This is a genomic window from uncultured Mailhella sp., assembly GCF_944324995.1.
Classification (GTDB): Bacteria; Desulfobacterota; Desulfovibrionia; order Desulfovibrionales; family Desulfovibrionaceae; genus Mailhella.
In genome coordinates this window covers 415,972-438,887 of the sequence record NZ_CALUYL010000001.1, presented here as the reverse complement: position 1 = coordinate 438,887, position 22,916 = coordinate 415,972, and the positions used below count along the sequence as shown (strand labels likewise).

The following is a 22,916-nucleotide window of genomic DNA, read 5'->3' as shown; positions in this document are numbered from 1 at the left end:
ATATTCCGCAGGGCGTCCCCCGCAGCGCGGGGAATATTTCCTCCGTTTTCGGAGGCCGGAAGGGTCCGCGTCGGCCCGTTTCGGATTTTTTACGAAAAAAAATCATATTTTTGCCTGGAGGCATCATGTATTCCACTACTGACTTTCGTCGCGGCCTGAAGATCGAGATCGATGGCACTCCTTACGAAATCGTTGAATTCCAGCACTTCAAGCCCGGCAAGGGCGGCGCCATGGTGCGCACCAAGCTGCGCAACATTCTCAACGGCCGCGTGGTGGACAATACCTTCCGTTCCGGCGAAAAGGTGGGCAAGCCCGACATGGAACAGCGCGACATGCAGTACCTGTACCGCGAAGGCGACGACCTCATCTTCATGGACATGACCACCTACGAACAGATTTCCCTGCCCGTGTCCGACACCGACGGCAAGGCTGACTGGCTGCTGGAATCCCAGCAGTGCCGCGTGCTGCTCTACAACGGACAGCCCATCGACATTGAAGTGCCCGTGAGCCTCGTGATGACCGTGGTCAAGACCGAACCCGGCGTGAAGGGCGACACCGTTTCCAACGTGACCAAGCCCGCCACCCTGGAAACCGGCGTGACCATTCAGGTGCCGATTTTCGTGAACGAAGGCGACCGCGTCAAGGTCGATACCCGCACCCGCGAATATCTCGGCCGCGACTAATTCGCGTTCTTTTCTTTTGCGCTGTCGGCAGGACGTGTTGCGCGCCCTTCCGGCAGCGCTTTCGTTTTTCGGGAGAAAAACGGATTCCGGGCCCGTCCCGGAAGGGTTCACTTGAAGTTTGAAGGGGATGCCAATGTACGGACACAGACTGGTACGCGAACTGCTCGGACTGCTTTTTCTTTTCTGCGGTCTGCTTATGCTGCTCAGTCTCTGGAGCTATCATGTCGGCGATCCCACCTTCAATCAGGCCGTGAGCATGAACGCTTCTTCCGTGCAGAACGCGGCCGGACTGTTCGGCGCATATCTGTCGGGCTTTCTGGTGGACTGCTTCGGTCTGGGATCCTTCTTGTGGGTCGTGTTCTTTCTGGCCGTGGGCGCGGGACTGGTGTCCCGCTGGCTGGTGCTCAAGTGGTACCGCTGGGTGGGGTATCTCCTGCTTTTTTCCTGCATGCTGGTGGCCTCGTCCGTATTCGACATCAGCGTTCACGGCATTCACGGCGGCGGCCTTGCCGGACAGTGGCTTTCCGCCTTTTCCCTTATTTTTTTCAGTCCCGTCGGCTCGTTTCTGCTGTGGTTCTTCGTGTTCCTCATTGCCATGGAGCTGTCGTTCAGCATTTCGTGGCTGACGCTCATTGCTTCGTTCGCCTCCTGGGCGATGCGGAAAATTCCCTCCTTCGGCACGACCTACGATCTGCCCGTGCCGCATCTGCCCGAAGCGCTGAAGCGCCTGCCCGGGCTTGTCGCCGGATGGCGCAGAATTCCGGACGCGGCAAAGCGTCCCCGCCCTGTGCTCGACATCGTGTTCGGCAGGAAGAAGGACGTTGCGGAAACTCCCGCGCCCGTGCTTGAAATAAAAACGGATCTGCCGAAGGCCCCCGATCTTCCGGGCGCGGAGCCCGATCCTGTGGATTCCGGCATTCGGGAAGAGGATTTGAGCGAACTTCTGCGCCTTGTGGAACGGCCGGAGAGCGCAAAGCGCGGCACGAGCGCTTCCGAACCTGCCGTGGCCGCCGTGTTCGTGCCGGAACCGGTTCCGGCGCCTGCGGCGGAAAAGGCTCCGGCGCAGGAAGAGAGCGAATTCATTCTTGAGCTGGAGGATGCCGTCGAAACGCCGGAATCTTCCGCGGCGACGACGCCTTCCGCGGCAACCGTTTCTGCGCCGTTTTCCCCCACGCCCTCCGCGGCAGTGAGCGCTGCGCCGTTTTCTCCGATACCCTCCGCAGCAGTCGGTTCTGCGCCTGCTTCCCCGGCGGCTGAACCTGTTGTCGTGTCTCCGGCGGCTCTTGCAGCATCGAGCGTCGAGTCGGCTCCGCCGGTTGCCGAAGCGTCGTCGGTTGTGCCTGCCGCTCCCGCGACGGCTGCTTCCGTGTTTTCCGCTCCTGCCCCTGCGGCGATGGCGTCCGCGCCCGCCGCGCCTTCCTTTGAGCCCGCGCAGGCTCCGGCCCCCGCCGTCGTGCCCGTGCAGCCCGTTTCTTCCGCGCCCTTCATCGAACCCGACGTGCCGGAGGAAGATCTGCCGCCTTCGGCCCTGGCCGCGCTTTCCGCCTCGGCTTCGGCCGTGAATACCGACGATCTGCCCGCCGTGGTGACGGCTGCGCCCTCTCCCGAAAAGCAGCCCGCGCCGCAGACGGAAGTGCCCGGGCAGGCTTCTCCCCAGTTTTTCCGCGCGGCGGAAGTGCCTGCCGCGCAGCACAAGGACGCCGCCTACGCCTCCGTGGACAGCGCCGTGGCCGGAGCTCTTGCTGCACAGAAAGAGCTTGAAGCCGAAGCCGCCGCTCCCGCTGCGCCTGCGCCCGTGCTGCCGAAGCGCAGGGAGCTTCAGCTGCCGCCTCTGGAACTGCTTTCGCCGCTGCCGGAAGAGGATCTTGCCAGCAGACCCGATGAGCTTACCCTGGCCAGACAGGGCAACGCGCTCATCACCTGCCTCAAGAACTTCAACGTGAACGCCACCCTGGCGCGCATCACGCCCGGCCCCGTGGTCACGCTCTTCGAGGTGCGTCCGGCTCCGGGCGTCAAGGCCACGCGCATCACCAATCTGGCCAACGATCTGGCCATGTCGCTCAAGGCCGTGTCCGTGCGCATGCAGGCTCCCGTGCCCGGCACCGACACCGTGGGCGTGGAAGTGCCCAACGAAAAGCGCTGCACCGTGCATTTCCGGGAAATTGTGGAAAACGAAAATTTCCGTCAGGCCAAATCGCTGCTCACCGTGGCGCTCGGCAAGGATACCGGCGGGCGTCCCGTGTCCGCGGATCTGGCCAAAATGCCGCATCTTCTTGTGGCCGGCGCCACCGGCGCGGGCAAGAGCGTGTGCCTGAACGCCATCATTCTCAGCCTGCTCTACCGCGCCAGGCCCGACGAAGTGCAGATGATTCTGGTGGACCCCAAGCGCGTGGAACTTTCCATGTACGCGGATCTGCCCCATCTCGTGCATCCCGTGGTGACGGACATGGATCTCACCAAGAACGCGCTGCTCTGGGCCATTGAGGAGATGAACCGCCGCCTTTCGCTGTTCTCCAAGGTCAAGGTGCGCAACATCACGGGCTACAACGACCGTCAGGCCCGTCTGCGCGCCGAGGTGGAGGCCGGAGGCCCCATGCCCGTGGACGCGGAAACCGGCGAGCCGGAAGATCTTTCCAACATGCCGTTCCTCGTCATCATCGTCGATGAACTCGCCGACCTCATGATGGTGAAGCGCAAGGAAGTGGAAGGCAGCATCGTGCGTCTCGCGCAGCTCGCCCGAGCCGCGGGCATTCACCTCATCATCGCCACGCAGCGCCCCAGCGTGGACGTGGTGACGGGCATCATCAAGGCGAATTTCCCCTGCCGCATCGCCTTCAAGGTGACGAGCGGTCAGGATTCGCGCACCATCATCGACGGCGCGGGCGCGGAAAAGCTGCTCGGCATGGGCGACATGCTGTTCAAGCCCAACGGCGGCATGATTCAGCGCCTGCACGGCGCTTTCGTGAGCGACGATGAAGTGTCGGCCGTGGTGGAATTCTGGAAAAAGCAGCAGCCGCCGAACTACAAGGTCGATTTTGCGGAATTCGGCAACGACGACGCGGACGACGCCGAAGATTTCGGTCAGCCCGCCTCCCGGAGCAACGAAATCGTGGACGATCCCATTTACGCCGAAGCCGTGCAGTTCGTGCTGGACAACGGCAAGGTGTCCATTTCCCTGCTGCAGCGGCGTTTCCGCATCGGCTTCAACCGCGCGGCCCGCTTCGTGGAGCAGATGGAAAAGGACGGTCTGCTCAGTCAGGCCGACGGCACACGTCCGCGCAGCGTGGTGCATCGCTAGACCCTGGCCGAAGAGCGGGGCTCGCCTCGCGTGTGCAGGCAGGGAGGACGCCCCGGAAAGCGGCCGGCGCAACACATTTGCGGAAAAGGCAGTGGGCGCTTTTCCGCGCCGCAGTCCGGCGGGACTGCGGAATGAGCCGTTCCTGCGCCATGCGGAGCGGCAAACCTGTCACCCCATGCCTCCGGCCCGGCCGGAAAAGGAGGAACTGCCTTGATACTCGACGGTAAGGCGACTGCGGCGTCCATACGCGCCGCGCTTCGTGAGGACATAGCGAAAGACAGGGAGAAAGCCGGACGCGCTCCCTGCCTGGCGGTGATTCTGGTGGGCGAGGATCCGGCTTCGCAGGTGTACGTGCGCAACAAGGAAAAGGCCTGCGCCGACGCCGGCATCGACACGCGTTCCTACCGCCGACCCGCCTCCATTCTTCAGCAGGAGCTGGAAGAGCTCATCGCGTCCCTCAACGCCGATCCTGCCGTGGACGGCATTCTGCTTCAGCTCCCCCTGCCCGAAGGGCTGGACGAGCGTCCCTGCATCGAGGCCATCAGCCCGGACAAGGACGTGGACGGCCTCACCGCCGTCAATCAGGGCCGCGTGGCCATGAACGTGCCCGGGCTTCGTCCCTGCACGCCTGCGGGCATTCTGGCGCTGCTCGACCACTACAACATTTCCGTGAGCGGCAAGCGGGCCGTGGTCATCGGCCGCAGCAATCTTGTGGGCCGTCCGGTGTCCCTCATGCTCGGCAGCCGCGATTACAACGCCACCGTGACCATGTGCCATTCCCGCACGCCCGATCTCGCCGCCGTGTGCCGCGAGGCCGATATCATCGTGGCCGCGCTCGGCAGGCCCCGCTTCGTCACGGCCGACATGGTCAAGCCCGGAGCCGTCATCATCGACGTGGGCATCAACCGCGGCGAGGACGGCAAGCTCTGCGGCGACGTGGACTTTGAGCACGTGGCCCCGCTCGCTTCCGCCATCACGCCGGTTCCCGGCGGCATCGGCCCCATGACCATTTCTCAGCTCCTTGTGAACACCGCCCGGGCCTGGAGAAAAAAGCTTCTCGGCGCATAACGCCGAAAGCTCGCCCGGCCTGCGCAGCAACGAGAAGCGCAGGCCGCCCCCCGATCTTCCGCCCGGGGAGAGCCGCACTTGCGGCTTCACGTTTTGCCCTTTCCGTCCTTTTCGGTCGGAAAGGGCTTTTTTTGTGTGCGCGAGGCAGGCAGGCTTGGGACTCGGCGCTCTGGGCGCGGGCGGCGTCGGCTCGAAAGCAGGACGAAGGCGCGAACTTTGAAATTCTCTCCGGCATTTTCGACCGCCGCCGCGCGTCGAGCAAAAATTTTTTGAAGTCATGGGGTGCAAGGGCGCGGGAGAGAAAAAGCAATACAGCGCGCTTTTCCCCGGGCTCTGAGTGTGCTAGGGTGGCCCAAAATTGAGGACAAGGCGAAAAAAAAGTTTTCGCATGATCGGGCAGTTGTTTGATATTGCAGTATATTTTTCTCTGCTTGAAAACGATTGTCAAAATTTTGCCGTTTCAGAGACGGAAAAAGGAGCGCCTATGACCGCAACGCGTAAGGAGCATGATTTTCTTGGCGATCTGGAAATTCCCGCCGATGTCTATTACGGCATCCAGACCAGCCGGGCTCTGGAGAACTTCCGCATTTCGGGCACGACCATTGCCTCCATGCCGCGCTTCATTCAGGCGTTCGGCTACGTGAAGAAGGCGGCGGCGCTGGCCAACATGGAGCTCGGCGTGCTGCCGGAATCCATCGGCCGCTACATCTGCCTCGCCTGCGACAAGGTCATTGCCGGCGAGTACAACGATCAGTTCCCCGTGGACGTGTATCAGGGCGGCGCGGGCACGTCGTGCAACATGAACGCCAACGAGGTTATCGCCAACGTCGCCCTTGAGCTCATGGGGCACAGGAAGGGCGAATATCAGTACTGCCATCCCAACAATCACGTGAACTGCTCGCAGTCCACCAACGACGTGTATCCCACGGCCATCCGTCTGGCGCTCTACACCACGCTGACGGATTTCATGGGCGACATGGAATACCTGCGTCAGGGCTTTGCGGCCAAGGCCGAGGAGTTTTGCGACGTCATGAAGATGGGCCGGACCCAGATGCAGGACGCCGTGCCCATGACGCTGGGCATGGAATTTTCCGCGTGGGCGACCACCATCGGCGAGGACATCCGCCGCATCGGAGAAGGCCGCGAGCAGATCTGCGACATCAGCATGGGCGCGACGGCCATAGGCACGGGCATCAACACGCCGGAAGGCTATGCCGCGCTGGTGACGAAGCGCCTCGCGGAAATTTCCTCGCTGCCGCTGTTCATGGCGGAAAATCTGGTGGAAGCCACGTCCGACTGCTGCGCCTACGTGCAGATTTCCGGCCTGCTCAAGCGTTTTGTGGTCAAGCTCTCCAAAATATGCAACGACCTGAGGCTGCTCTCGTCCGGGCCCTGCTGCGGTCTGAACGAAATCAATCTGCCGCCCCGTCAGCCGGGTTCCTCCATCATGCCCGGCAAGGTGAATCCGGTCATTCCCGAGGTGGTGAATCAGGTCTGTTTCGACGTCATCGGCAAGGACGTGACCATTTCCATGGCCGCGGAAGCCGGACAGCTGGAACTCAACGCCATGGAGCCCGTCATTGCCTACACGCTGTTCGCCTCGCTGAAGCATCTCGGCAACGCCTGCCACATTCTGCGCGATTTGTGCGTGGACGGCATTACGGCCAATCGCGAGCACTGCGCCTCGCTCGTGCGCAACGCCATAGGCGTGGTGACGGCGCTCGCCCCCTACATCGGCTACGAACGCTCGTCGGAAATCGCGCGGGAGGCGCTGGCCTCCGGGCAGTCGGTGTACGATCTCGTGGTGCGGCACAACTACATGACCAGCGAGGAAATCGACTACGTGCTGAGCCCTGAGCGCATGATGCAGCCCGGCGAGGACAAGGAGCTCCAGCGCAGGATTGCGGCGCGTCTGGACTAGGGGCGCCGGACGCTCCGGGGGCCTTCGGACTGTGGCCGCGCGGCGGGAGCGTGCGGGCTTTCCCGCAGGGTGCCGCGTTGATGCTGCCCGGCGTTGCCCGCCCCGGTACGGCGGGCTGAGCGCGAATTGGCATGACAAACGAAGAGGCCGCCGTCCATGCGGACGGCGGCCTCTCTTTTCATCTTTGCGCGAGGGGAATTCCCCGCTCCCGCTTAGTCTTCCTTGTGTTCGCGGCGGGGACGATCGCTGCGTTCACGACGTTCGCCGCGGCGTTCGCGACGTTCGCCGTCGCCGCGTTCTCCGCGTTCGCGGCGGGCGGGACGGGCGGTGTCTTCGGGCTTCCATTCGATGCCCTGCTGTTCGAGCAGCACGGCCTTGCGGCTCGCGCGGATGCGGTCGCCGTTGATTTCGATGACCTTGACCAGCATGTCTTCGCCGAGGTGGGCCACGTCTTCGGTCTTTTCCACGCGGTTGGTGTCGAGCTGGGAGATGTGGACCAGGGCTTCGAGGTTGGGCAGAATTTCCACGATGGCGCCGATTTCCAGAATGCGCTTGACCTTGGCGTTGTAGTTCTTGCCGAGTTCCGCGTGCTGGTCGTAGTAGAGCACCATTTCCTTGGCGGCCTGCATGGACTTCTGCGTGGGGGCGAAGATGGTGATGCGGCCGGAATCCTCAATGTCGATGGCCGCGCCGGTGGCGCTGGTGATGGCCTTGATGTTCTTGCCGCCGGGGCCGATGATCATGCGGATGATTTCAGGATTCACGAACACTTCCTCGTGCTGGGGCGCGTAGGGCGAGAGTTCGCGCACGGCGGGCATGGCCTTGGCCATGACGTCGAGAATGTGCAGACGGGCCACGCGGGCCTGTTCCATGGCGCGGGCCATGACTTCGGTGGGCAGGCCGTTGATCTTGATGTCCATCTGGATGGCGCTGATGCCGTCGGCCGTGCCGGCGATCTTGAAGTCCATGTCGCCGAGGGCGTCTTCGTCGCCGAGAATGTCGGTGAGCACGGTGTAGGTGTCGCCGTCCTTGATGAGACCCATGGCCACGCCGGCCACGGGAGCGCTGATCGGCACGCCAGCGTCCATGAGGGAGAGGCAGCCGCCGCACACGGCGGCCATGGAGGACGAACCGTTGGATTCCACGGTGTCGGACACCACGCGGATGGTGTAGGGGAAGCTTTCGGGCGAGGGCAGAACGGCCTTGAGGGCGCGTTCGGCGAGGTGGCCGTGACCGATTTCGCGGCGGGACACGCGCACGGACTTCACTTCGCCCACGGTGAAGGGCGGGAAGTTGTAGTGCAGCATGAAGCGCTTGGTTTCGTCGCCGTTCAGGGTATCGACCTTCTGCTCGTCGGACGTGCTGCCGAGGGTGGTGACGGCAATGGTCTTGGTTTCGCCGCGGGCGAAGATGGCGGAGCCGTGGGCGCGGGGCAGCACCGACGTTTCGATTTCGATGGGACGCACGGTCTTGGTGTCGCGGTTGTCGATGCGGGTGCCTTCGTTGAGCACTCTCTGGCGCACGAGCTTCTTTTCGAGGTGTTCGAGCACTTCGCCGATGGCGGCCTGCGCCGCGGGATCGTCGGCATAGCGTTCGTCGGTGGCCATGAGGGCCTTCACCTTGTCCTTGACGGCCTTGCGGGCGTCCTTTCTGAGCAGCTTGTCGGGAGTGCGCAGGGCGTCTTCCATGCCGGACTTGATGGCGAGGTCTTCCACGTAGGCGAACAGTTCGGGATCGTCCTGCTTGGGAATGAATTCGGTCTTGGCCTTGCCGGCCAGCTTCACGAGTTCTTCCTGAGCGTCGATGAGGGGCTGAATGGCCTTGTGGGCCCAGTTCAGGCCGTCGATGAGGTCCTGTTCCTTGACGAGCTTGGCTTCGCCTTCCACCATGACCACGGCGTCGCGGGAGGCGGCGAGCACGATGTCCATGTCGGAGCGCTTGAGTTCTTCGGTGGTGGGGTTCAGCACGAACTGACCGTCCACGCGGCCGAGGCGCGCGCCGGCCACGGGGCCCGCGAAGGGAATGTTGGAAATGCAGGTGGCCGCGGAAGCCGCAGTGATGCAGAGCACGTCGGGATCGTTTTCGCCGTCGGCGGAAATGACGGTGGCGAGCACCTGCACCTCATTGCCGTAGCCCTTGGGGAAGAGCGGACGGATGGGGCGGTCGATGAGGCGGGCCACGAGGGTTTCATGGTCGCTCGGGCGGCCGATTTCGCGGCGGAAGAAGTTGCCGGGAATGCGGCCGGCGGCGTACATGCGTTCGGCGTATTCCACGGTGAGGGGGAAGAAGTCCTTGGGGGTGTCGAGCTGGGCTTCACACACGGTGACGAGGGCCACGGTGCCGCCGCACTGAATCCAGATGGCGCCGTTGGCCTGACGGGCCACGCGGCCCGTTTCCAGAATGATTTCTTTGCCGCCTACGGTGGCGGACACACGAGTGCTGTTGAGCAGACCCATATGGTTACTCCTGGAAGGAGACTCCGTGAAGAAAGACGAAAATTTCGCCTCTGTTCGCGGATGCTCCTTCCTCGCGTTGAGGTTGAGGGGAAAAGGCCCCTTTCCATGCAGGATGGGGGAGCGGAATTTCTTCCGCTCCCCCTTGTTTCCGGATCGTTTTCCGACTACTTGCGCAGACCGAGCTTTTCGATCAGGGCGCGATAGCTCTGAATGTCGGTCTTCTTGAGGTAGTTCAGCATCTTGCGACGCTGGCCGACCAGCTTGAGCAGGCCGGTGCGGGAGTGGAAGTCCTTCTTGTTGGCCTTGAAGTGGTCGGCGAGACCATTGATGCGGGCGGTGAGAAGGGCGATCTGAACTTCAGCGGAGCCGGTGTCGCCTTCGTGCTTGGCGTACTGAGCGATGACGGCCTGCTTCTGAGCGGAATCCATAGCCACAGCGGTATCCTCCTCTCTGACGTTTCGTCAGAGGTTAGTGGGTAAAAAGCCCCCGAAGCACTGCCCAGACAGGGCGATCCCTGTCCATGCGGGCTTCTGCCAGAGCCAGAGGCGAGCCATCCTGCGCCAGTATGAGGGCGCGTGTGCCGGGTTCGAAATCACCGAATTCCGGCAGATGGGGAACGGGCATGCCGTTTTTCAGATGCGCTTCCTGCATTTTTCCGACGGAAATGTTTTTCCAGCCGGGCAGGGCGGCGCTGATGGGCATGATCCATTCTGGCAGCCTTTCAGGCTCGGCAAGGATTTCGTCCAGCGTGTGGGCGACCTCCAGGCCAAACGGGTGGCTGTATTCCCGGGTCAGTTCCGTGAGCATGGCTCCGCACCCGAGTCGCATCCCCAAGCTGTGGGCCAGGGACCGTATGTAGGAGCCGGAACTGCACGTTACCCGGAATCGCACGTCCGGCATGTTCACCCATTGAACAGCGGCGTGCGAAACATGTATGCTTTTCACCTTGACCGGCACTTCCTTGCCGGCGCGGGCCAGCTTGTACAGAGGCTGACCCTGGTGCTTTGCGGCGGAATAGGGCGGAACGGGCTGTTCCGTCACATCCAGCCAGGCCTCCACTTCGCGGCGGGCGGCCTTCTCAAGCGCGGAGCCCGGAGCGAGATCGTCTTCGCTCAGGGGCGTTTCGGCAACCACGGAGCCTTCGGCGTCCCAGGTGTCGGTAACGACGCCGAGGCGCAGCGTACCGCCGTAGGTTTTCACCCCGCCTTCCAGCAGATAGCCGGAAAGCTTTGTGGCGTTGCCGAGCAGAACGAGCAGCACGCCGGTGGCCATGGGGTCGAGAGTGCCCGCATGACCGATTTTCTTCTGCCCGAGGCGCTTCACGCGGGCGATGGCCTGCGCGGAGCTGAGCCCCTTGGGCTTGTTCAGTACCAGTATGCCGTGCTGCTGTTCCATGCGAGAAGTCTATGTACCTTTAATTATCAGGATAGTCCAGCCCCGGCGCAGGGCCCGGGCAGGGAGAGCCCGGAAAATTCGCTTTTGCCGGCGCCGCCGCGCGGGCGGAAACGGAATATACCGGAATTATTGAAATATACTTTGAAGCTCTGCCCGGAAATCTAGTTGAGCAGCGGTCTTGCCACGGGATGCTTGGCCTCCACGTGGTCTTCCACTTCCGTGCCCTTGGGCGGGGTGAACTGGAAGTCCTTGGCGGAGACGGGCGCGTTGGGCTTCAGGTTCTGCAGCTCGATGGTGTTGGTATTGCCGTAGAAGTCCATGACCATGGCGCGGCGGATGAGCGAGGTGTCGGGGTCGAGCCAGAGCTGGGCTTCGGTGAGTTCCGTGGTGGGATCCTTGGGGTAGAGCAGCAGATGAATGAGCTTGCCGTCTTCCGGCGACTGGGCGGCTTCCACGTCGAAATCGCGGGAAAGGGCGCTCTGGCCGGTGATCACCTGGATGAGGGAACGGGAATCTTCGGCCAGCGCGCGGGAATAGCGGTAGGCGAGTTCCTCGTCGGGCAGGTAGTTCCAGATTTCCTTGTCCGTCACCATGAGAAGTTCTGCGTGGGGCGCGGCGGTTTCCCAGCGCACGAGAAGGGGCTTCTGGAAGAGAATGACGCCGTTTCTTTTTTCCACGACGCCGCTTTCTCTCTGCAGAAGCTGCTGCGTGAAGTCGGCGCGGAAGCTCTGCATGCCGGCGTAGGCGGTCTGCATCTTGTTCACCGCGGCGGTGATGTCGGCGGCGGAAGCGCTCTGGGCGAAGAGGCCGAGGGCAAGAAAGGCACAGAAGAGGATTCGCAGCAGTCTGCTCATGATTTTTTCCTTATTCCTCCCGACGCCCGGAGGCGGGCGGCGATGCGCGCCGCAGGGGAGGTTGAAAAAGGCCCGGAAGCCCGGGCCGGAAACCAGTGTGCGGGGAGGAAAAACCTCCCCGCGGAATGCTTATTCAGCGTCTTCGTCGGACTGGGTGAGTCCGTAGTTGTCGGCGAGAATGGGGCCGAAGAAGAAGCTGACGTCGCCGAGTTCCTCTTCGATGCGGAGGAGCTGGTTGTACTTGGCGATGCGGTCGGAACGGCTGGCGGAGCCGGTCTTGATCTGGCCGGAGTTGGTGCCCACGGCGAGGTCGGCGATGAAGGTGTCTTCGGTTTCGCCGGAACGGTGGGACACGATGGTGGCGTAGCCGGCGTTCTTGGCGATTTCGATGGTGTCGAGGGTTTCGGTGAGGGTGCCGATCTGGTTCACCTTGATGAGCACGGCGTTGGCGAGGCCGTCTTCGATGCCTTCGGCAAGGATGTCGGGGTTGGTGACGAAGAGGTCGTCGCCCACGAGCTGAATGTGGTCGCCGAGGCGGTCGGTGAGCAGCTTCCAGCCTTCGCGGTCGTCTTCGGCCATGCCGTCTTCAATGGAGATGAGCGGATAGCGCTTGGTGAAGTCTTCGAGCCAGTCCACCATCTGTTCGCTGGTGAGTTCGAGGCCTTCGCCGGCGATGACGTACTTGCCGTCCTTGTAGAATTCGGAGGAGGCGGCGTCGATGCCGAGGGCGACTTCCGCGCCGGGGATGTAGCCGGCGGCTTCAATGGCCTTGATGAGGTAGCTGAAGGCTTCGTCGTGGCTCTTGAGGTTGGGAGCGAAGCCGCCTTCGTCGCCCACGGAGGTCACGTGGCCGTCCTTGGCGAGAATGCCCTTGAGGGTGTGGAACACTTCGGCGCCGATGCGCAGGGCGTCGGCAAAGGTCTTGGCGCCCACGGGCATGATCATGAATTCCTGGATGTCCAGATTGTTGGGAGCATGCGCGCCGCCGTTGATGACGTTCATCATGGGGGAGGGCATGATCTTGGCGTTCACGCCGCCGAGGTACTGATACAGGGGCAGGCCGAGGTATTCGGCGGCGGCGCGGGCCGTGGCGAGCGACACGCCGAGCATGGCGTTGGCGCCGAGGCGGGACTTGTTTTCGGTGCCGTCGAGGTCGATGAGGGTGTTGTCCACCTGCACCTGACGCAGGGCGTCGAGGCCGATCACGGCTTCGGCGATTTCACCGTTCACGTGTTCCACGGCGCGGGTCACGCCCTTGCCCTTGTAACGGCCCTTGTCGCCGTCGCGCAGTTCGAGGGCTTCGCGGCTGCCGGTGGAGGCGCCGGAAGGAACGGCGGCGCGGCCGACGTGGCCGGATTCGAGGCCGACTTCCACTTCAACAGTGGGATTGCCGCGGGAGTCGAGAATCTCGCGGGCCCATACGGAAGTGATGGTGCTGTTGTTCATGGCGGGAACTCCTTGGAATATGCCGGACGCAGTCCGGGTAAGAGAACAGAATGCTATGCCGTGGCGGTCTTCCGGATCCAGAGGAGCCGGAGCCCTTCAAGAATAAGATCGGGTCTGACGATGTCAAAGGCCCGGCAGATTCTGGAAAGGTCGTGGGCCGCGCCGCCCGTGCCCACCACGAGCGTGGGGCCGGGAAGCTGGGTTTTGAGACGTTCGCACAGGCCTTCGGTCATGGCGGCGAAGCCGAACAGAAAGCCGTGGTTCATGCTGGTGATGGTGTTGCGCCCGATGCGGACGCAATCTTCCGTCATTTCCAGCGAGATGCGCGGCAGCTTGGCCGTGTTGGCGGCAAGCGCGTTGCGCGAGGAAAAAAGTCCGGGGCAGATGAGGCCGCCCAGATAGGCGTTGCCGGACACGCAGTCGAAGGTGGTGGCGGTGCCGAAGTCCACGGAAATGATGGACGGCGTGTCGGGAAAGAGCTTTCTGGCGGCAAAGGCGGCCAGAAGACGATCCGCGCCCACTTCCTGCGGCTGTTCGTAGCCGTTGACAAGGTCTATTTCAAAGTCGCCGGGGAAGGACAGCGGCGTTTTGCCGAGGTATTTCTGCAAAGCCTCGTGAAGCAGGGTGCTCACGTCGGGCACCACGGAGCAGACGAGGCAGGCCGTGATGTCTTCGGGCTTCAGGCGGCGCAGGGAAAGAAGCTGAACCAGCGAGAGCCCCAGGCTGTCCGCCGTGTGCGAAGCTCTGGTGGGCAGCGAGTAGGCGGCCTCCAGGGCGTCGGGGCGGGCGAAGACTATCTTGATGCAGGTATTGCCTATGTCGGCAAGAAGGAGATGTTCAGACATGCGTGAACCACCCGGAAAAAGAAAAGACAAGAGAGTTTATCCTTTCTTTGCGGCGTTCGCAATGGGTAAAAGGTCCGGTTTCCGGGGCGGGAGCGGGTCAGGATTTCTTGTCGCTCTTTCGGGAGAGCGGATGCGCGGCGTCGTAGATGCGCGTGAGGGCCTCCATGTTGAGGTGCGTGTAGCGCTGCGTGGTGGAAATGCGGCTGTGCCCGAGCAGTTCCTGCACGGCGCGCAGGTCCGCCCCGCCTTCCAGCAGGTGCGTGGCAAAGGAGTGTCGCAGATCGTGAGGGGAGAGATGCTGCGGAATGCCCGCTTCCGCGGCCCGTCCCTCCAGAATGCGCGCGGCCTGACGGCGATCCAGCCTTTTGCCGCGCCGCCCCAGAAAGGCGGCCCGTTCGCCGTGCGCGGGAGGCACGCGGTCGCGCACGGAAAGCCAGCGGGAAAGCGCGTCTTTGCTGGCGTCGCTGAGCGGCACGATGCGTTCCTTGCTGCCCTTGCCCATGACCTGCACGTGCCCGCTTTCGGGGCGTATGTCGTTCACGTTGAGGCCGAGCGCCTCGGAAATGCGAAGGCCCGAGCCGTAGAGCAGCTCAAGAAGCGCCTTGTCGCGCAGGAGAAACACATCGTCGGCGGACATGTCGCCCGGGCGGGCGGCCACGGCTTCGGCGGGCTTTTCGTCCAGCAGGCTGAACACCTGATCCACGTTGAGCATGGCGGGATGCCGCTGATCCTGCTTGGGATTGCGCACCCCGGCGCAGGGATCGGCCTCAATCTTGTGCAGGCGCAGAAGATGCCGGAACAGCGAACGCAGAGCGGAGAGCTTGCGCGCCATGGACGAGCGCGCCATGCCCTGCCGGAACAGCGAGGCGGAAAAGCCCTGCACCATCTGCCGCGTGATTTCGGAAGGCCGCTCCAGCGAAGCGCCCATGCCGCGCAGGTAGGTTTCAAATTCCAGAATGTCCACGGCGTAGGCCGCCACCGTGGCTTCGGACGCGCCTTTCTGAAACTCCATCCAGGCGAGAAAGGTGGCGGCGGGCACGGGAAGGGCGGCGGTGATTTCGGCAAGGCGGCTCATGCTCTGGCCTCGTAGCGGGAATCGGAAAGACGCCTCGCGAGCTTTTTCACCTCCAGAATCATGAGCACGGCGCTCACGGAAGCGCTGTTCCAGGAGCCGCTTTGCGCCTGCGCGGCGTAGAGAAGCTCATCCTGGGAAAGGGGGCCGTCCTGCAGAAGGGCGAGAATGGTTTCCTCTTCTTCGGTGAGGGGCGCAGCGGCTCGGGCGGGCTTTTTCGCGGGCGCTTTGCGGGCCGGGCGCTGTTCTTTTCGCTCGGGAGCGGCCGTTTCGGCGCGGGAAGAGGCGCGATCGTCGTTCGAGGGCGTCGGAGGCTCGCTCTCTGGGGAGGCTGCGGGCAAAGCGGCGGCCTGCGGGCGCGGCTCTTCTTTCGGGCGGGCGGAAGTGTCGGTTGCGGGGGCGCGGAGGCTCTCCGGCTGCGCGGGCGAAGCCTCTTCAATTTCTTCAATTTCTTCCAGCGCGTCGTGCTTTGCCGGGGCAGGCTGCGTTTCTTCTGCGGGCCTGCCGCGCGTCGGCGCTGCCGGAGAATGCTTCAGCGAATCCTGAAGATGCGGCAGCAGATCGGCCAGAATGTCCGCCGCGCCGGATACGGGCCGCGCGCCATCCAGAAGCAGTTTTTTCGTGCCTTCGCGGCAGGGGGCGCGCAGGGCGTTCGGCGAAGGCGCATAGACGTTTCTGCCCTGTTCTGCGGCCAGGCGCGCCGTGATGAGACTGCCGCTGCGCGCGCGGCTGGCCTCCGCCACCAGCACGCCGAGGCAGAGGCCGCTGATGAGGCGGTTGCGCACGGGAAACGCGCCGGGGCCGGGCACCCAGCCCGGCGGCATTTCGCTTGCCGCAAGGCCGTGTTCGACCACGTCGAGGTAGAGGTCGCGGTGGCCGGAGGGGAAGGGCAGATCCACGCCTCCGGGCAGTACGGCGATGGTGCGGCCCGGGCCGCCGAGGGCCGCGTGATGGGCGTAGCCGTCCACGCCGTAGGCCAGGCCGGAAACCACGGTCACGCCCGCGGCGGAAAGCTCTTCGGCAACGGCCGCCGTAAAGTCGATGGCTGCGGAAGAAGCGTCGCGGGAACCCACGACGGCCACGCACGGCGCGCGCAGAAGCGAGGCGTCGCCTGCGGCGTAGAGCAGCGCGGGCGCGTCGGGCAGTTCTCGCAGCAGCGGCGGATAGCGCTTGTCCGTCCACAGAATGATGGAGGCGCGAAGCGTGTGGGCGGCGTCCCATTCCGGACGGGCCGCGGCTCTCCAGGCGTTGTTCAGGTAGCCTTCGGCCTTCTGGGCGGGCACGCCCGCTTCCGGCCATGCGGGCACGTTGGTGACGGCCTCGTAGGCGGAGCCGAAATGCTTGAGCAGCAGACACGCCCCGCGCACGCCGAGACCGGCGGTGTGGCGCAGGGCCAGCGCCGCCCAGTATTCGCGGCGTCCGTCGTCGTCCAGAGCGGCGAAGCCCGTCTGCTGCGGAAGAGATTCGTTCATGTCAGGCGGCTCTCCCTTCGGTGTGGAAGAGTACCGCCGCCCTGGCGAGCGCTTCCTGCGTGGCGAGCAGGTACACGATGTCGCCGGCGAGAAGCTGCGTCTGGGCGTTGGGATTGTTGTTGATCGTATCGCCGCGCCGCACGCCTGCGGCCGTCACGCCGTGTTCCTTGCGCAGCGCCGCCTGAGCGATGGTCTTGCCTGCGAGGGGGGAGCCCTCTTCCACGGCGTAGGCCACAAGCTGCAGATCGGGCAGGCTGTCCATGATGGAGCCGCCCATGCCGAGCCTGCGCTGCATGCCGTAGTTTTCGCGGCGGATGGCGGACACGTACTGATCGATGGTCTGGCGCGGCACGAGGTAGTGATTGAGCACGCGGGCGAACACTTCCAGCGAGGTTTCAAACTCTTCGGGAATTACTTCGTTGGCGCCCACTTCCTTGTAGGAGTCCAGATTGCCGAGGAAGCGCGTGCGCACGATGATGTGCAGCGAGGGATTCATGGCGCGGGCGTTGGCGATGATGGCGCGGCTGCCCGCCGGATCGGACGTGAGAATGGCGAGCGCCCTGGCCGTGGACGCGCCGAGATGTTCCAGCACCAGCGGGAAGGAGGCGTCGCCGTGCCGGATGGGTTCTGTGGCGCGGTATTTTTCCACGGTGTCGGGATTCATTTCCGAAATGATGTAGGGAATGCCGCAGCTTTTTGCGCCGTGGGCCATGATCTGCCCGCCGATGCCGAAGCCGATGATGATGAGATGATCCTTGAGCTGCCGGCCGTCGCGGATGATGCCGTGGGCGTTGTCTTCGGCATCGTGTTCGTCGGAGTCGTCGGTGGCGGCTTCGGCGGTCTGCATGTTGGGCCGTTTCAGGATTCTGCCGGTGACCCTGGGAGCCGCGCCGATGAGCAGGGGGGTGAGCACCATGGTCAGAATGCTGGAGGCGAGAAAGATCTGATAGGCGTCGTTGCTGATGAGGTCGAGGCCGAGGGCGGACTTGGCGAGCACGAAGGAGAATTCGCCCACCTGGGCGAGACTGAAGGCCGTAAGCAGGGCCGTGCGCATGGAGTACCTGAGCACGCGCACCGCGGGCACGACCATGAGGATTTTCGCCAGAATGATGGCCGCGGCGCACAGCGAGATGACGGGCAGATGCGTGAGGAAGAACTTGACGTCGAGCAGCATGCCCACGGAAATGAAGAAGATGCTGGAGAACACTTCCTTGAAGGGCATGATGCTTTCCAGCGTGTTGAGGCTGTATTCCGACTCGGCCATCATGAGACCGGCGAGGAACGCGCCGAGGGCGAGCGAGAGGCCGAGCCACGAGGTGATGAGCGCCACGGCGAGGCACAGGCCGAGGGTGGTCATGAGCATGAGCTCGCGGCTGCGGGTGCTCACCACGCTGAACATGAGCCGGTGGAGCAGGTATTTGCCGAACAGGAGAATGCCGCCGATGACGAGCACGCCCTTGCCCACGGCGAAGATCATGGAGTTGGTGTCGAGTTCGAGGCCGCCCGCCAGCAGCGGGAAGATGAGCACCATGGGCACGATGGCGAGATCCTGAAAAATGAGCACGGCGAGGCAGACCTGCCCCTGCGGGGATTCGGTGAGGGCCTTCTGCTGGAGAATGCTCAGCACGATGGCCGTGGACGAGAGCGTGACCATGCAGCCGTACACGATGCCGAGCCGCGGCCCGCTCCACCAGAAGGTGAGCAGGAACACGAAGGCCATGGTGAGCAGCACCTGGGAGGAGCCGCCCAGAAAGAGCGGCTTCTTGAGCCGCACGAGTTCCTTGCCGGAGAGCTCCATGCCGATGGAGAACATGAGGAAGGCCACGCCCACGTCGGCCATGGTGTCCACGGCTTCGGGGCTGGGAATGAGTCCGAGGGCGGAAGGACCGCACAGCACGCCGGTGAGCAGAAAGCCCACGATGGACGGCAGGCGGAAGCGCAGACAGACAAGAACGACGATGATGGAAAGAATAAAAAGAACGACGATTTCGCGAAGAATCATGTCTTCCATGGGGCAGTCTCGCAGAAAGGGATATGGAGAGGTGAACCATGTGTTCACAAGCCTGTTATTCTGTCATGTTTTCCGGCCGCATGCAACGGAACGGAGGGCGGATGCCGGGGGCGGAACGTTCGTTCGGAGGACTCGTTCGGAGTGCGGCTTCGAGGCGCATCCGAGGGGGCGGGGGGCGTTCGGAAGCGCGCGGAAAACGGCCCGGAAAGATCCCCGGAATGCGCGCTGCGCTTCGAGGAAAAAGCAGGCTCGGAATGCGGCCCGGACGCTTGCCCGGAGTGTGCGGCCCGGAGTCGAACCGAAATCGGCCCGGAGTCGCCACGAATTGGTCCTTGGACTGCGGCCTGAAAGAGGTGGGGCGAGGCTGCGCAAAACGTCAGGGCGCGCTCTCGAAAGCGCGGAGGCGGCGCGGCGGCTGTTCCGTGATTTTTCTTTTGGGCCTTGCGGGGCGCGGGCGCGGAGCGAGGGGAATTCTTTGACAATGGGGAGAAATGGTCCTATCCTCATGCGTTATTTCTACTTTGCTGGAGTCCGTTCATGGCACAGATTCAGGCTATCAAGGGCTTTGCCGACCAGTTTCCGGCGCAGAGCCGTCTTTTTGAGATGATGGAAGCCACTGCCCGCGAGGTGTTTCCCCGCTACGGTTTTGGCGAACTTCGCACTCCGCTCATGGAATACACCGACCTTTTCTGCCGCGGCATCGGCACGGAAACCGACGTGGTGCAGAAGGAGATGTACTGCATTCCCGACAGCAAGGGCCGTTCCATGTCCCTGCGTCCCGAAGCCACGGCCGGCGTCATGCGCGCCTACATTGAAAGCGGCATCTACGCCCGCGAGGCCGTGAGCAGATTTTTCACCATCGGCCCCATGTTTCGGCATGAACGCCCCCAGAAGGGCCGCATGCGTCAGTTCCATCAGATCAACTGCGAGTGCCTCGGCCCGAAGGAACCCGAGGCCGATGCGGAAATCATCTGCATGATGATGGAGTTTCTCGGCAGACTCGGTCTGAAGAACCTTACGTTGCAGATCAACTCTCTGGGCTGCTCGAGCTGCCGTCCGAAGTATCGTCAGAAGCTTCACGACTGGCTGGCCTCTCTCGATCAGTCGAAGCTCTGCGAAGACTGCCGCCGCCGCATGGAAACCAATCCCCTGCGCGTGCTGGACTGCAAGGTTCCCGAGTGCAAGGAACTCACGGCCGACGCGCCCGTGATTCTGGAAAACGAATGCCCCGACTGCCGCGCCCACTTCGAGGCCGTGCTGCGCCATCTCGACGCGGAAAAGGTGCCCTATCAGATCAATCACCGTCTGGTGCGCGGCCTTGACTACTATACCCGCACCACCTGGGAAGTGGTTTCCAACGAAATCGGCTCTCAGGGCTCCGTGGCCGGCGGCGGCCGCTACGACGGTCTTGTGGAACAGCTCGGCGGACCGGCCGTGCCCGGCATAGGCTTTGCCTGCGGCATGGAGCGCCTCGCGCTTCTGCTCGAAGGCCGCGAAATGCCCGAAGTGCGTCCCGACTTCTACATGGCCGTGCTCGACGATTCCTGCCGCGACGCCGCGTTCGCCCTGGCCCAGAACCTGCGCCGCGAAGGCTTTTCCGGCACCATGGGCTACGAGAGCCGCAGCATGAAGGCCACCATGCGTCAGGCAGGCAAGTCCGGCGCGCGCTTCACGCTCATCATGGGAACCAACGAGCTGGCTTCCGGCAGCGTCATCATTAAAAACATGGAATCTGGCGAGCAGCACGAGGTCTCCTGCGCCGACGCGGCCGCCAGCCTGAACGCCGAACAATAAAGAGGAATGGTCATGAGCCAGTTTGAAGACAACGAAAAAAACGTCGTGGATGTTCAGAAGGAACACGCCCGATACATCAAACCGCTGGGTGACTGGCAGCGCACCCATCACTGCAACGACCTGACCATTGCCGACAACGGTAAGACCGTGTGCCTCATGGGCTGGGTGCAGTATCGCCGCGACCACGGCGGCCTCATCTTCGTGGACCTGCGCGATCGCGACGGCCTCACGCAGGTGGTGTTCAGCCCCGAAGTCGCGCCTGAAGCGCATCGCGACGCCCACATTCTGCGCAGCGAATACGTCATCGCCATCAAGGGCCGCGTGCGTCCCCGCCCCGAAGGCATGACCAACCCCAACCTGCACACCGGCGAAATCGAAGTGGTGGTGCTGGAATGGAAGCTGCTCAACACGGCCAAGACCCCGCCCTTCCAGGTGGAGGACCGCACCGACTGCTCCGAGTCCGTGCGCCTGCAGTACCGCTACCTCGACCTGCGCCGTCCCGTCATGGCGCACAACCTTCGCGTGCGTCACAACATCGTGAAGGCCTGCCGCAACTATCTGAACGACCTCGACTTCCTTGAAGTCGAAACGCCGTACCTCACCAAGTCCACCCCCGAAGGCGCGCGCGACTTCCTCGTGCCCAGCCGTCTTTCTCCGGGCGAATTCTACGCGCTGCCCCAGTCGCCTCAGCAGTTCAAGCAGATGCTCATGATGAGCGGCGTGGACCGCTATTATCAGGTGGCCCGCTGCTTCCGCGACGAAGACCTGCGCGCCGACCGTCAGCCCGAGTTCACTCAGGTGGACATCGAAATGAGCTTCGTGAACGAAGATCAGGTCATGGCCATGGCCGAAGGCCTCATCGCCCGCGTGTTCAAGGAAGCCATCGGCGTGGACATCGAGCTGCCCCTCAAGCGCATGCCCTACGATGAAGCCATGCGCGACTACGGCTCCGACAAGCCCGACACCCGCTTTGATCTCAAGCTCAAGGACGTGACCGACATCGTTCACGGTTCCGCCTTCAAGCTCTTTGCCGGCGCCAAGCTGGTGAAGGCCCTGCGCGTGCCCGGCGGCGCCACCATGACCCGCAAGGAAATCGACGAACTCACCGATTTCGTGAAGGGCTTCGGCGCTCAGGGCCTGGCCTGGATCAAGATTCATGAAAACGAATGGCAGTCGCCCATCGCCAAGTTCCTTTCCGACAAGGAAAGGGCGGGCATTGCGGAAGTGTGCGGCCTCGAAGTGGGCGACATCGTGTTCTTCCAGGCCGGTGAACCCGGTCTCGTGAACAACGCCCTCGGCAGTCTGCGCGTGAAGCTCGGCAACAAGCTCGGCCTCATTCCCGAAAACACCTGGAACCTGCTCTGGGTGACCGACTTCCCGCTCTTTGAATACAGCGAGGAAGAACATCGCTGGGTGGCCTGCCATCATCCCTTCACCGCCGCGCAGGACGAAAGCTACGACATCATGCTTACCGATCCCGCCCGCGCCAAGGCCCGCGCCTACGACATGGTGCTGAACGGCAACGAAATCGGCGGCGGCTCCATCCGTATTCACAACCCCGCCGATCAGACCCGCATGTTCGAGGGCCTCGGCTTCACCGAAGAATCCGCCAAGGCTCAGTTCGGCTACTTCATTCAGGCTCTGGACTACGGCACTCCGCCCCACGGCGGCATCGCCTTCGGTCTCGACCGCGTGGCCATGCTGCTTACGGGCGCTTCGAGCATCCGCGACGTCATCGCGTTCCCCAAGAATCAGAAGGCCGCCTGCCTGCTTACCGAAGCTCCGTCCCCCGTGGACAACAAGCAGTTGCGTGAACTGGGCATTCGACTGCGTGAAAAGGCGGCTCCCGCTCCCAGCAATTCCGCGGAGTAAATCATGCTTCGTCCTGTTCTTCAGTATCCCGATCCCACGCTCGCCAAGGTCAGCGAACCTGTGGCCGAGATCAACGACGACATCCGCGCCCTCGCGCAGGATCTGCTCGACACCCTCACCACCGTGGGCGGCGTGGGCATTGCCGCGCCGCAGATCGGCGTGCTCAAGCGCGTGGTGGTCATCGACGTGTCGCAGGAAAAGAACGATCCCGACCTGCCCCAGGATTTCCGGGTGTTCGTCAATCCCGTGGTCACGGTGCTTGATCCCAAAGGTCACGAGGAAAACGAAGGCTGCCTTTCCGTGCCCGATCTGCGCGCCAAGGTGAAGCGTCCCCGCCGCGTGGCCCTCGACGCCCTTGATCTGGACGGCAAGCCCGTTCACATCGAAGGCGAAGGCTATTACGGCGCCTGCATGCAGCATGAAACCGATCATCTCGACGGCAAGCTGTTCATCGATTACCTGAGCTATCTCAAGCGCTCTCTGTACGACAAGAAAATACGGAAGGGCAGAAGATAGCCGCGCCGGGCCTGCGCCCGCCGTCTGTTCAGCATCCGGGCCCGGACGAAAGTCCGGGCCTTTTTCTTTTTCGGGCCCGTCCCGGCTGGACGGAAAAACTGATAGACCGTACAGTGTGACCACGCTGACGTCGGGCTCTTGCCGAACTGCCCGCGCAGCGACAACATTTTTAAATGCACGAAGGCGCGCGAGCCCCTTTGTTGTCCGTCATGG

16 protein-coding genes are annotated in these 22,916 nt (G+C 63.2%); 7 read left to right on the top strand and 9 right to left on the bottom strand.

Going from position 1 to position 22,916, the window contains the following annotated elements:
* Window positions 1-125 precede the first annotated feature (125 nt).
* From efp to aspA, 4 genes are all read left to right on the top strand, one after another.
* On the top strand, window positions 126-683 hold the full coding sequence (gene efp / locus Q0K02_RS01845; RefSeq protein ID WP_294484450.1) for an elongation factor P: 558 nt from the start codon (window positions 126-128) through the stop codon (window positions 681-683).
* 133 nt (window positions 684-816) lie between these two features.
* Entirely contained in the window at window positions 817-3,981 is a 3,165-nt protein-coding gene (locus Q0K02_RS01840) for a DNA translocase FtsK 4TM domain-containing protein (protein WP_294484448.1), read from the top strand.
* Window positions 3,982-4,191: 210 nt separating this feature from the next.
* Window positions 4,192-5,049 carry a bifunctional methylenetetrahydrofolate dehydrogenase/methenyltetrahydrofolate cyclohydrolase FolD gene (gene folD / locus Q0K02_RS01835; protein WP_294484444.1) on the top strand — a complete coding sequence of 286 codons (858 nt, stop codon included), beginning with the start codon at window positions 4,192-4,194 and terminating at the stop codon, window positions 5,047-5,049.
* Between the two features lie 484 nt (window positions 5,050-5,533).
* A complete protein-coding gene (aspA, locus tag Q0K02_RS01830; RefSeq protein ID WP_294484441.1) occupies window positions 5,534-6,970 on the top strand; it encodes an aspartate ammonia-lyase in 1,437 nt (478 codons plus the stop codon).
* Window positions 6,971-7,182: 212 nt separating this feature from the next.
* Here the strand turns inward: aspA and pnp are convergent, their stop codons facing one another.
* From pnp to Q0K02_RS01785, 9 genes are all read right to left on the bottom strand, one after another.
* Window positions 7,183-9,426: a polyribonucleotide nucleotidyltransferase gene (gene pnp, locus Q0K02_RS01825; RefSeq protein ID WP_294484438.1), complete on the bottom strand. Its 2,244-nt coding sequence runs from the start codon at window positions 9,424-9,426 to the stop codon at window positions 7,183-7,185.
* A 164-nt stretch (window positions 9,427-9,590) separates the two neighbouring features.
* Window positions 9,591-9,854 (bottom strand): 30S ribosomal protein S15, encoded by a 264-nt coding sequence (rpsO, locus tag Q0K02_RS01820; RefSeq protein ID WP_294484515.1) that lies wholly within the window; start codon window positions 9,852-9,854, stop codon window positions 9,591-9,593.
* A 40-nt stretch (window positions 9,855-9,894) separates the two neighbouring features.
* Window positions 9,895-10,821, bottom strand: a complete 927-nt coding sequence (gene truB, locus Q0K02_RS01815; protein ID WP_294484436.1) for a tRNA pseudouridine(55) synthase TruB — start codon at window positions 10,819-10,821, stop codon at window positions 9,895-9,897.
* Between the two features lie 161 nt (window positions 10,822-10,982).
* Complete coding sequence (gene lolA / locus Q0K02_RS01810; RefSeq protein WP_294484432.1) at window positions 10,983-11,675, bottom strand: outer membrane lipoprotein chaperone LolA; 693 nt, start codon at window positions 11,673-11,675, stop codon at window positions 10,983-10,985.
* Between the two features lie 129 nt (window positions 11,676-11,804).
* The gene (gene eno / locus Q0K02_RS01805; protein ID WP_294484428.1) at window positions 11,805-13,121 is read right to left on the bottom strand and encodes a phosphopyruvate hydratase; all 1,317 of its coding nucleotides are present in this window, start codon (window positions 13,119-13,121) and stop codon (window positions 11,805-11,807) included.
* A gap of 53 nt (window positions 13,122-13,174) precedes the next feature.
* A complete protein-coding gene (locus tag Q0K02_RS01800) occupies window positions 13,175-13,966 on the bottom strand; it encodes a type III pantothenate kinase (RefSeq protein WP_294484426.1) in 792 nt (263 codons plus the stop codon).
* 97 nt (window positions 13,967-14,063) lie between these two features.
* Window positions 14,064-15,041, bottom strand: coding sequence for a tyrosine recombinase XerC (locus tag Q0K02_RS01795; protein WP_294484424.1), 978 nt, complete (start codon window positions 15,039-15,041; stop codon window positions 14,064-14,066).
* Entirely contained in the window at window positions 15,038-16,510 is a 1,473-nt protein-coding gene (gene dprA, locus Q0K02_RS01790) for a DNA-processing protein DprA (RefSeq protein ID WP_294484421.1), read from the bottom strand. The genes Q0K02_RS01795 and dprA overlap by 4 nt, the downstream gene beginning before the upstream one ends.
* Before the next feature lies 1 nt (window position 16,511).
* Complete coding sequence (locus Q0K02_RS01785) at window positions 16,512-18,521, bottom strand: cation:proton antiporter (protein WP_294484415.1); 2,010 nt, start codon at window positions 18,519-18,521, stop codon at window positions 16,512-16,514.
* Window positions 18,522-19,058: 537 nt separating this feature from the next.
* On the opposite strand from Q0K02_RS01785, the gene hisS reads away from it, so the two are divergent.
* From hisS to def, 3 genes are read left to right on the top strand one after another with little or no spacing between them, the layout of a single operon-like run.
* Window positions 19,059-20,315 carry a histidine--tRNA ligase gene (gene hisS, locus Q0K02_RS01780; RefSeq protein WP_294484412.1) on the top strand — a complete coding sequence of 419 codons (1,257 nt, stop codon included), beginning with the start codon at window positions 19,059-19,061 and terminating at the stop codon, window positions 20,313-20,315.
* A 12-nt stretch (window positions 20,316-20,327) separates the two neighbouring features.
* Window positions 20,328-22,187: an aspartate--tRNA ligase gene (gene aspS, locus Q0K02_RS01775; protein WP_294484409.1), complete on the top strand. Its 1,860-nt coding sequence runs from the start codon at window positions 20,328-20,330 to the stop codon at window positions 22,185-22,187.
* A gap of 3 nt (window positions 22,188-22,190) precedes the next feature.
* On the top strand, window positions 22,191-22,703 hold the full coding sequence (gene def / locus Q0K02_RS01770) for a peptide deformylase (RefSeq protein WP_294484407.1): 513 nt from the start codon (window positions 22,191-22,193) through the stop codon (window positions 22,701-22,703).
* Window positions 22,704-22,916 lie beyond the last annotated feature (213 nt).

What these genes read in the sequence shown, in the direction of transcription:
- efp (WP_294484450.1), top strand. Translation starts at nt 126, where the DNA reads ATGTATTCCACTACTGACTTTCGTCGCGGCCTGAAGATCGAGATCGAT.
- Q0K02_RS01840 (WP_294484448.1), top strand. Translation starts at nt 817, where the DNA reads ATGTACGGACACAGACTGGTACGCGAACTGCTCGGACTGCTTTTTCTT.
- aspA (WP_294484441.1), top strand. Translation starts at nt 5,534, where the DNA reads ATGACCGCAACGCGTAAGGAGCATGATTTTCTTGGCGATCTGGAAATT.
- pnp (WP_294484438.1), bottom strand. Translation starts at nt 9,426, where the DNA reads ATGGGTCTGCTCAACAGCACTCGTGTGTCCGCCACCGTAGGCGGCAAA.
- rpsO (WP_294484515.1), bottom strand. Translation starts at nt 9,854, where the DNA reads ATGGATTCCGCTCAGAAGCAGGCCGTCATCGCTCAGTACGCCAAGCAC.
- truB (WP_294484436.1), bottom strand. Translation starts at nt 10,821, where the DNA reads ATGGAACAGCAGCACGGCATACTGGTACTGAACAAGCCCAAGGGGCTC.
- lolA (WP_294484432.1), bottom strand. Translation starts at nt 11,675, where the DNA reads ATGAGCAGACTGCTGCGAATCCTCTTCTGTGCCTTTCTTGCCCTCGGC.
- eno (WP_294484428.1), bottom strand. Translation starts at nt 13,121, where the DNA reads ATGAACAACAGCACCATCACTTCCGTATGGGCCCGCGAGATTCTCGAC.
- Q0K02_RS01800 (WP_294484426.1), bottom strand. Translation starts at nt 13,966, where the DNA reads ATGTCTGAACATCTCCTTCTTGCCGACATAGGCAATACCTGCATCAAG.
- Q0K02_RS01795 (WP_294484424.1), bottom strand. Translation starts at nt 15,041, where the DNA reads ATGAGCCGCCTTGCCGAAATCACCGCCGCCCTTCCCGTGCCCGCCGCC.
- dprA (WP_294484421.1), bottom strand. Translation starts at nt 16,510, where the DNA reads ATGAACGAATCTCTTCCGCAGCAGACGGGCTTCGCCGCTCTGGACGAC.
- Q0K02_RS01785 (WP_294484415.1), bottom strand. Translation starts at nt 18,521, where the DNA reads ATGGAAGACATGATTCTTCGCGAAATCGTCGTTCTTTTTATTCTTTCC.
- hisS (WP_294484412.1), top strand. Translation starts at nt 19,059, where the DNA reads ATGGCACAGATTCAGGCTATCAAGGGCTTTGCCGACCAGTTTCCGGCG.
- aspS (WP_294484409.1), top strand. Translation starts at nt 20,328, where the DNA reads ATGAGCCAGTTTGAAGACAACGAAAAAAACGTCGTGGATGTTCAGAAG.
- def (WP_294484407.1), top strand. Translation starts at nt 22,191, where the DNA reads ATGCTTCGTCCTGTTCTTCAGTATCCCGATCCCACGCTCGCCAAGGTC.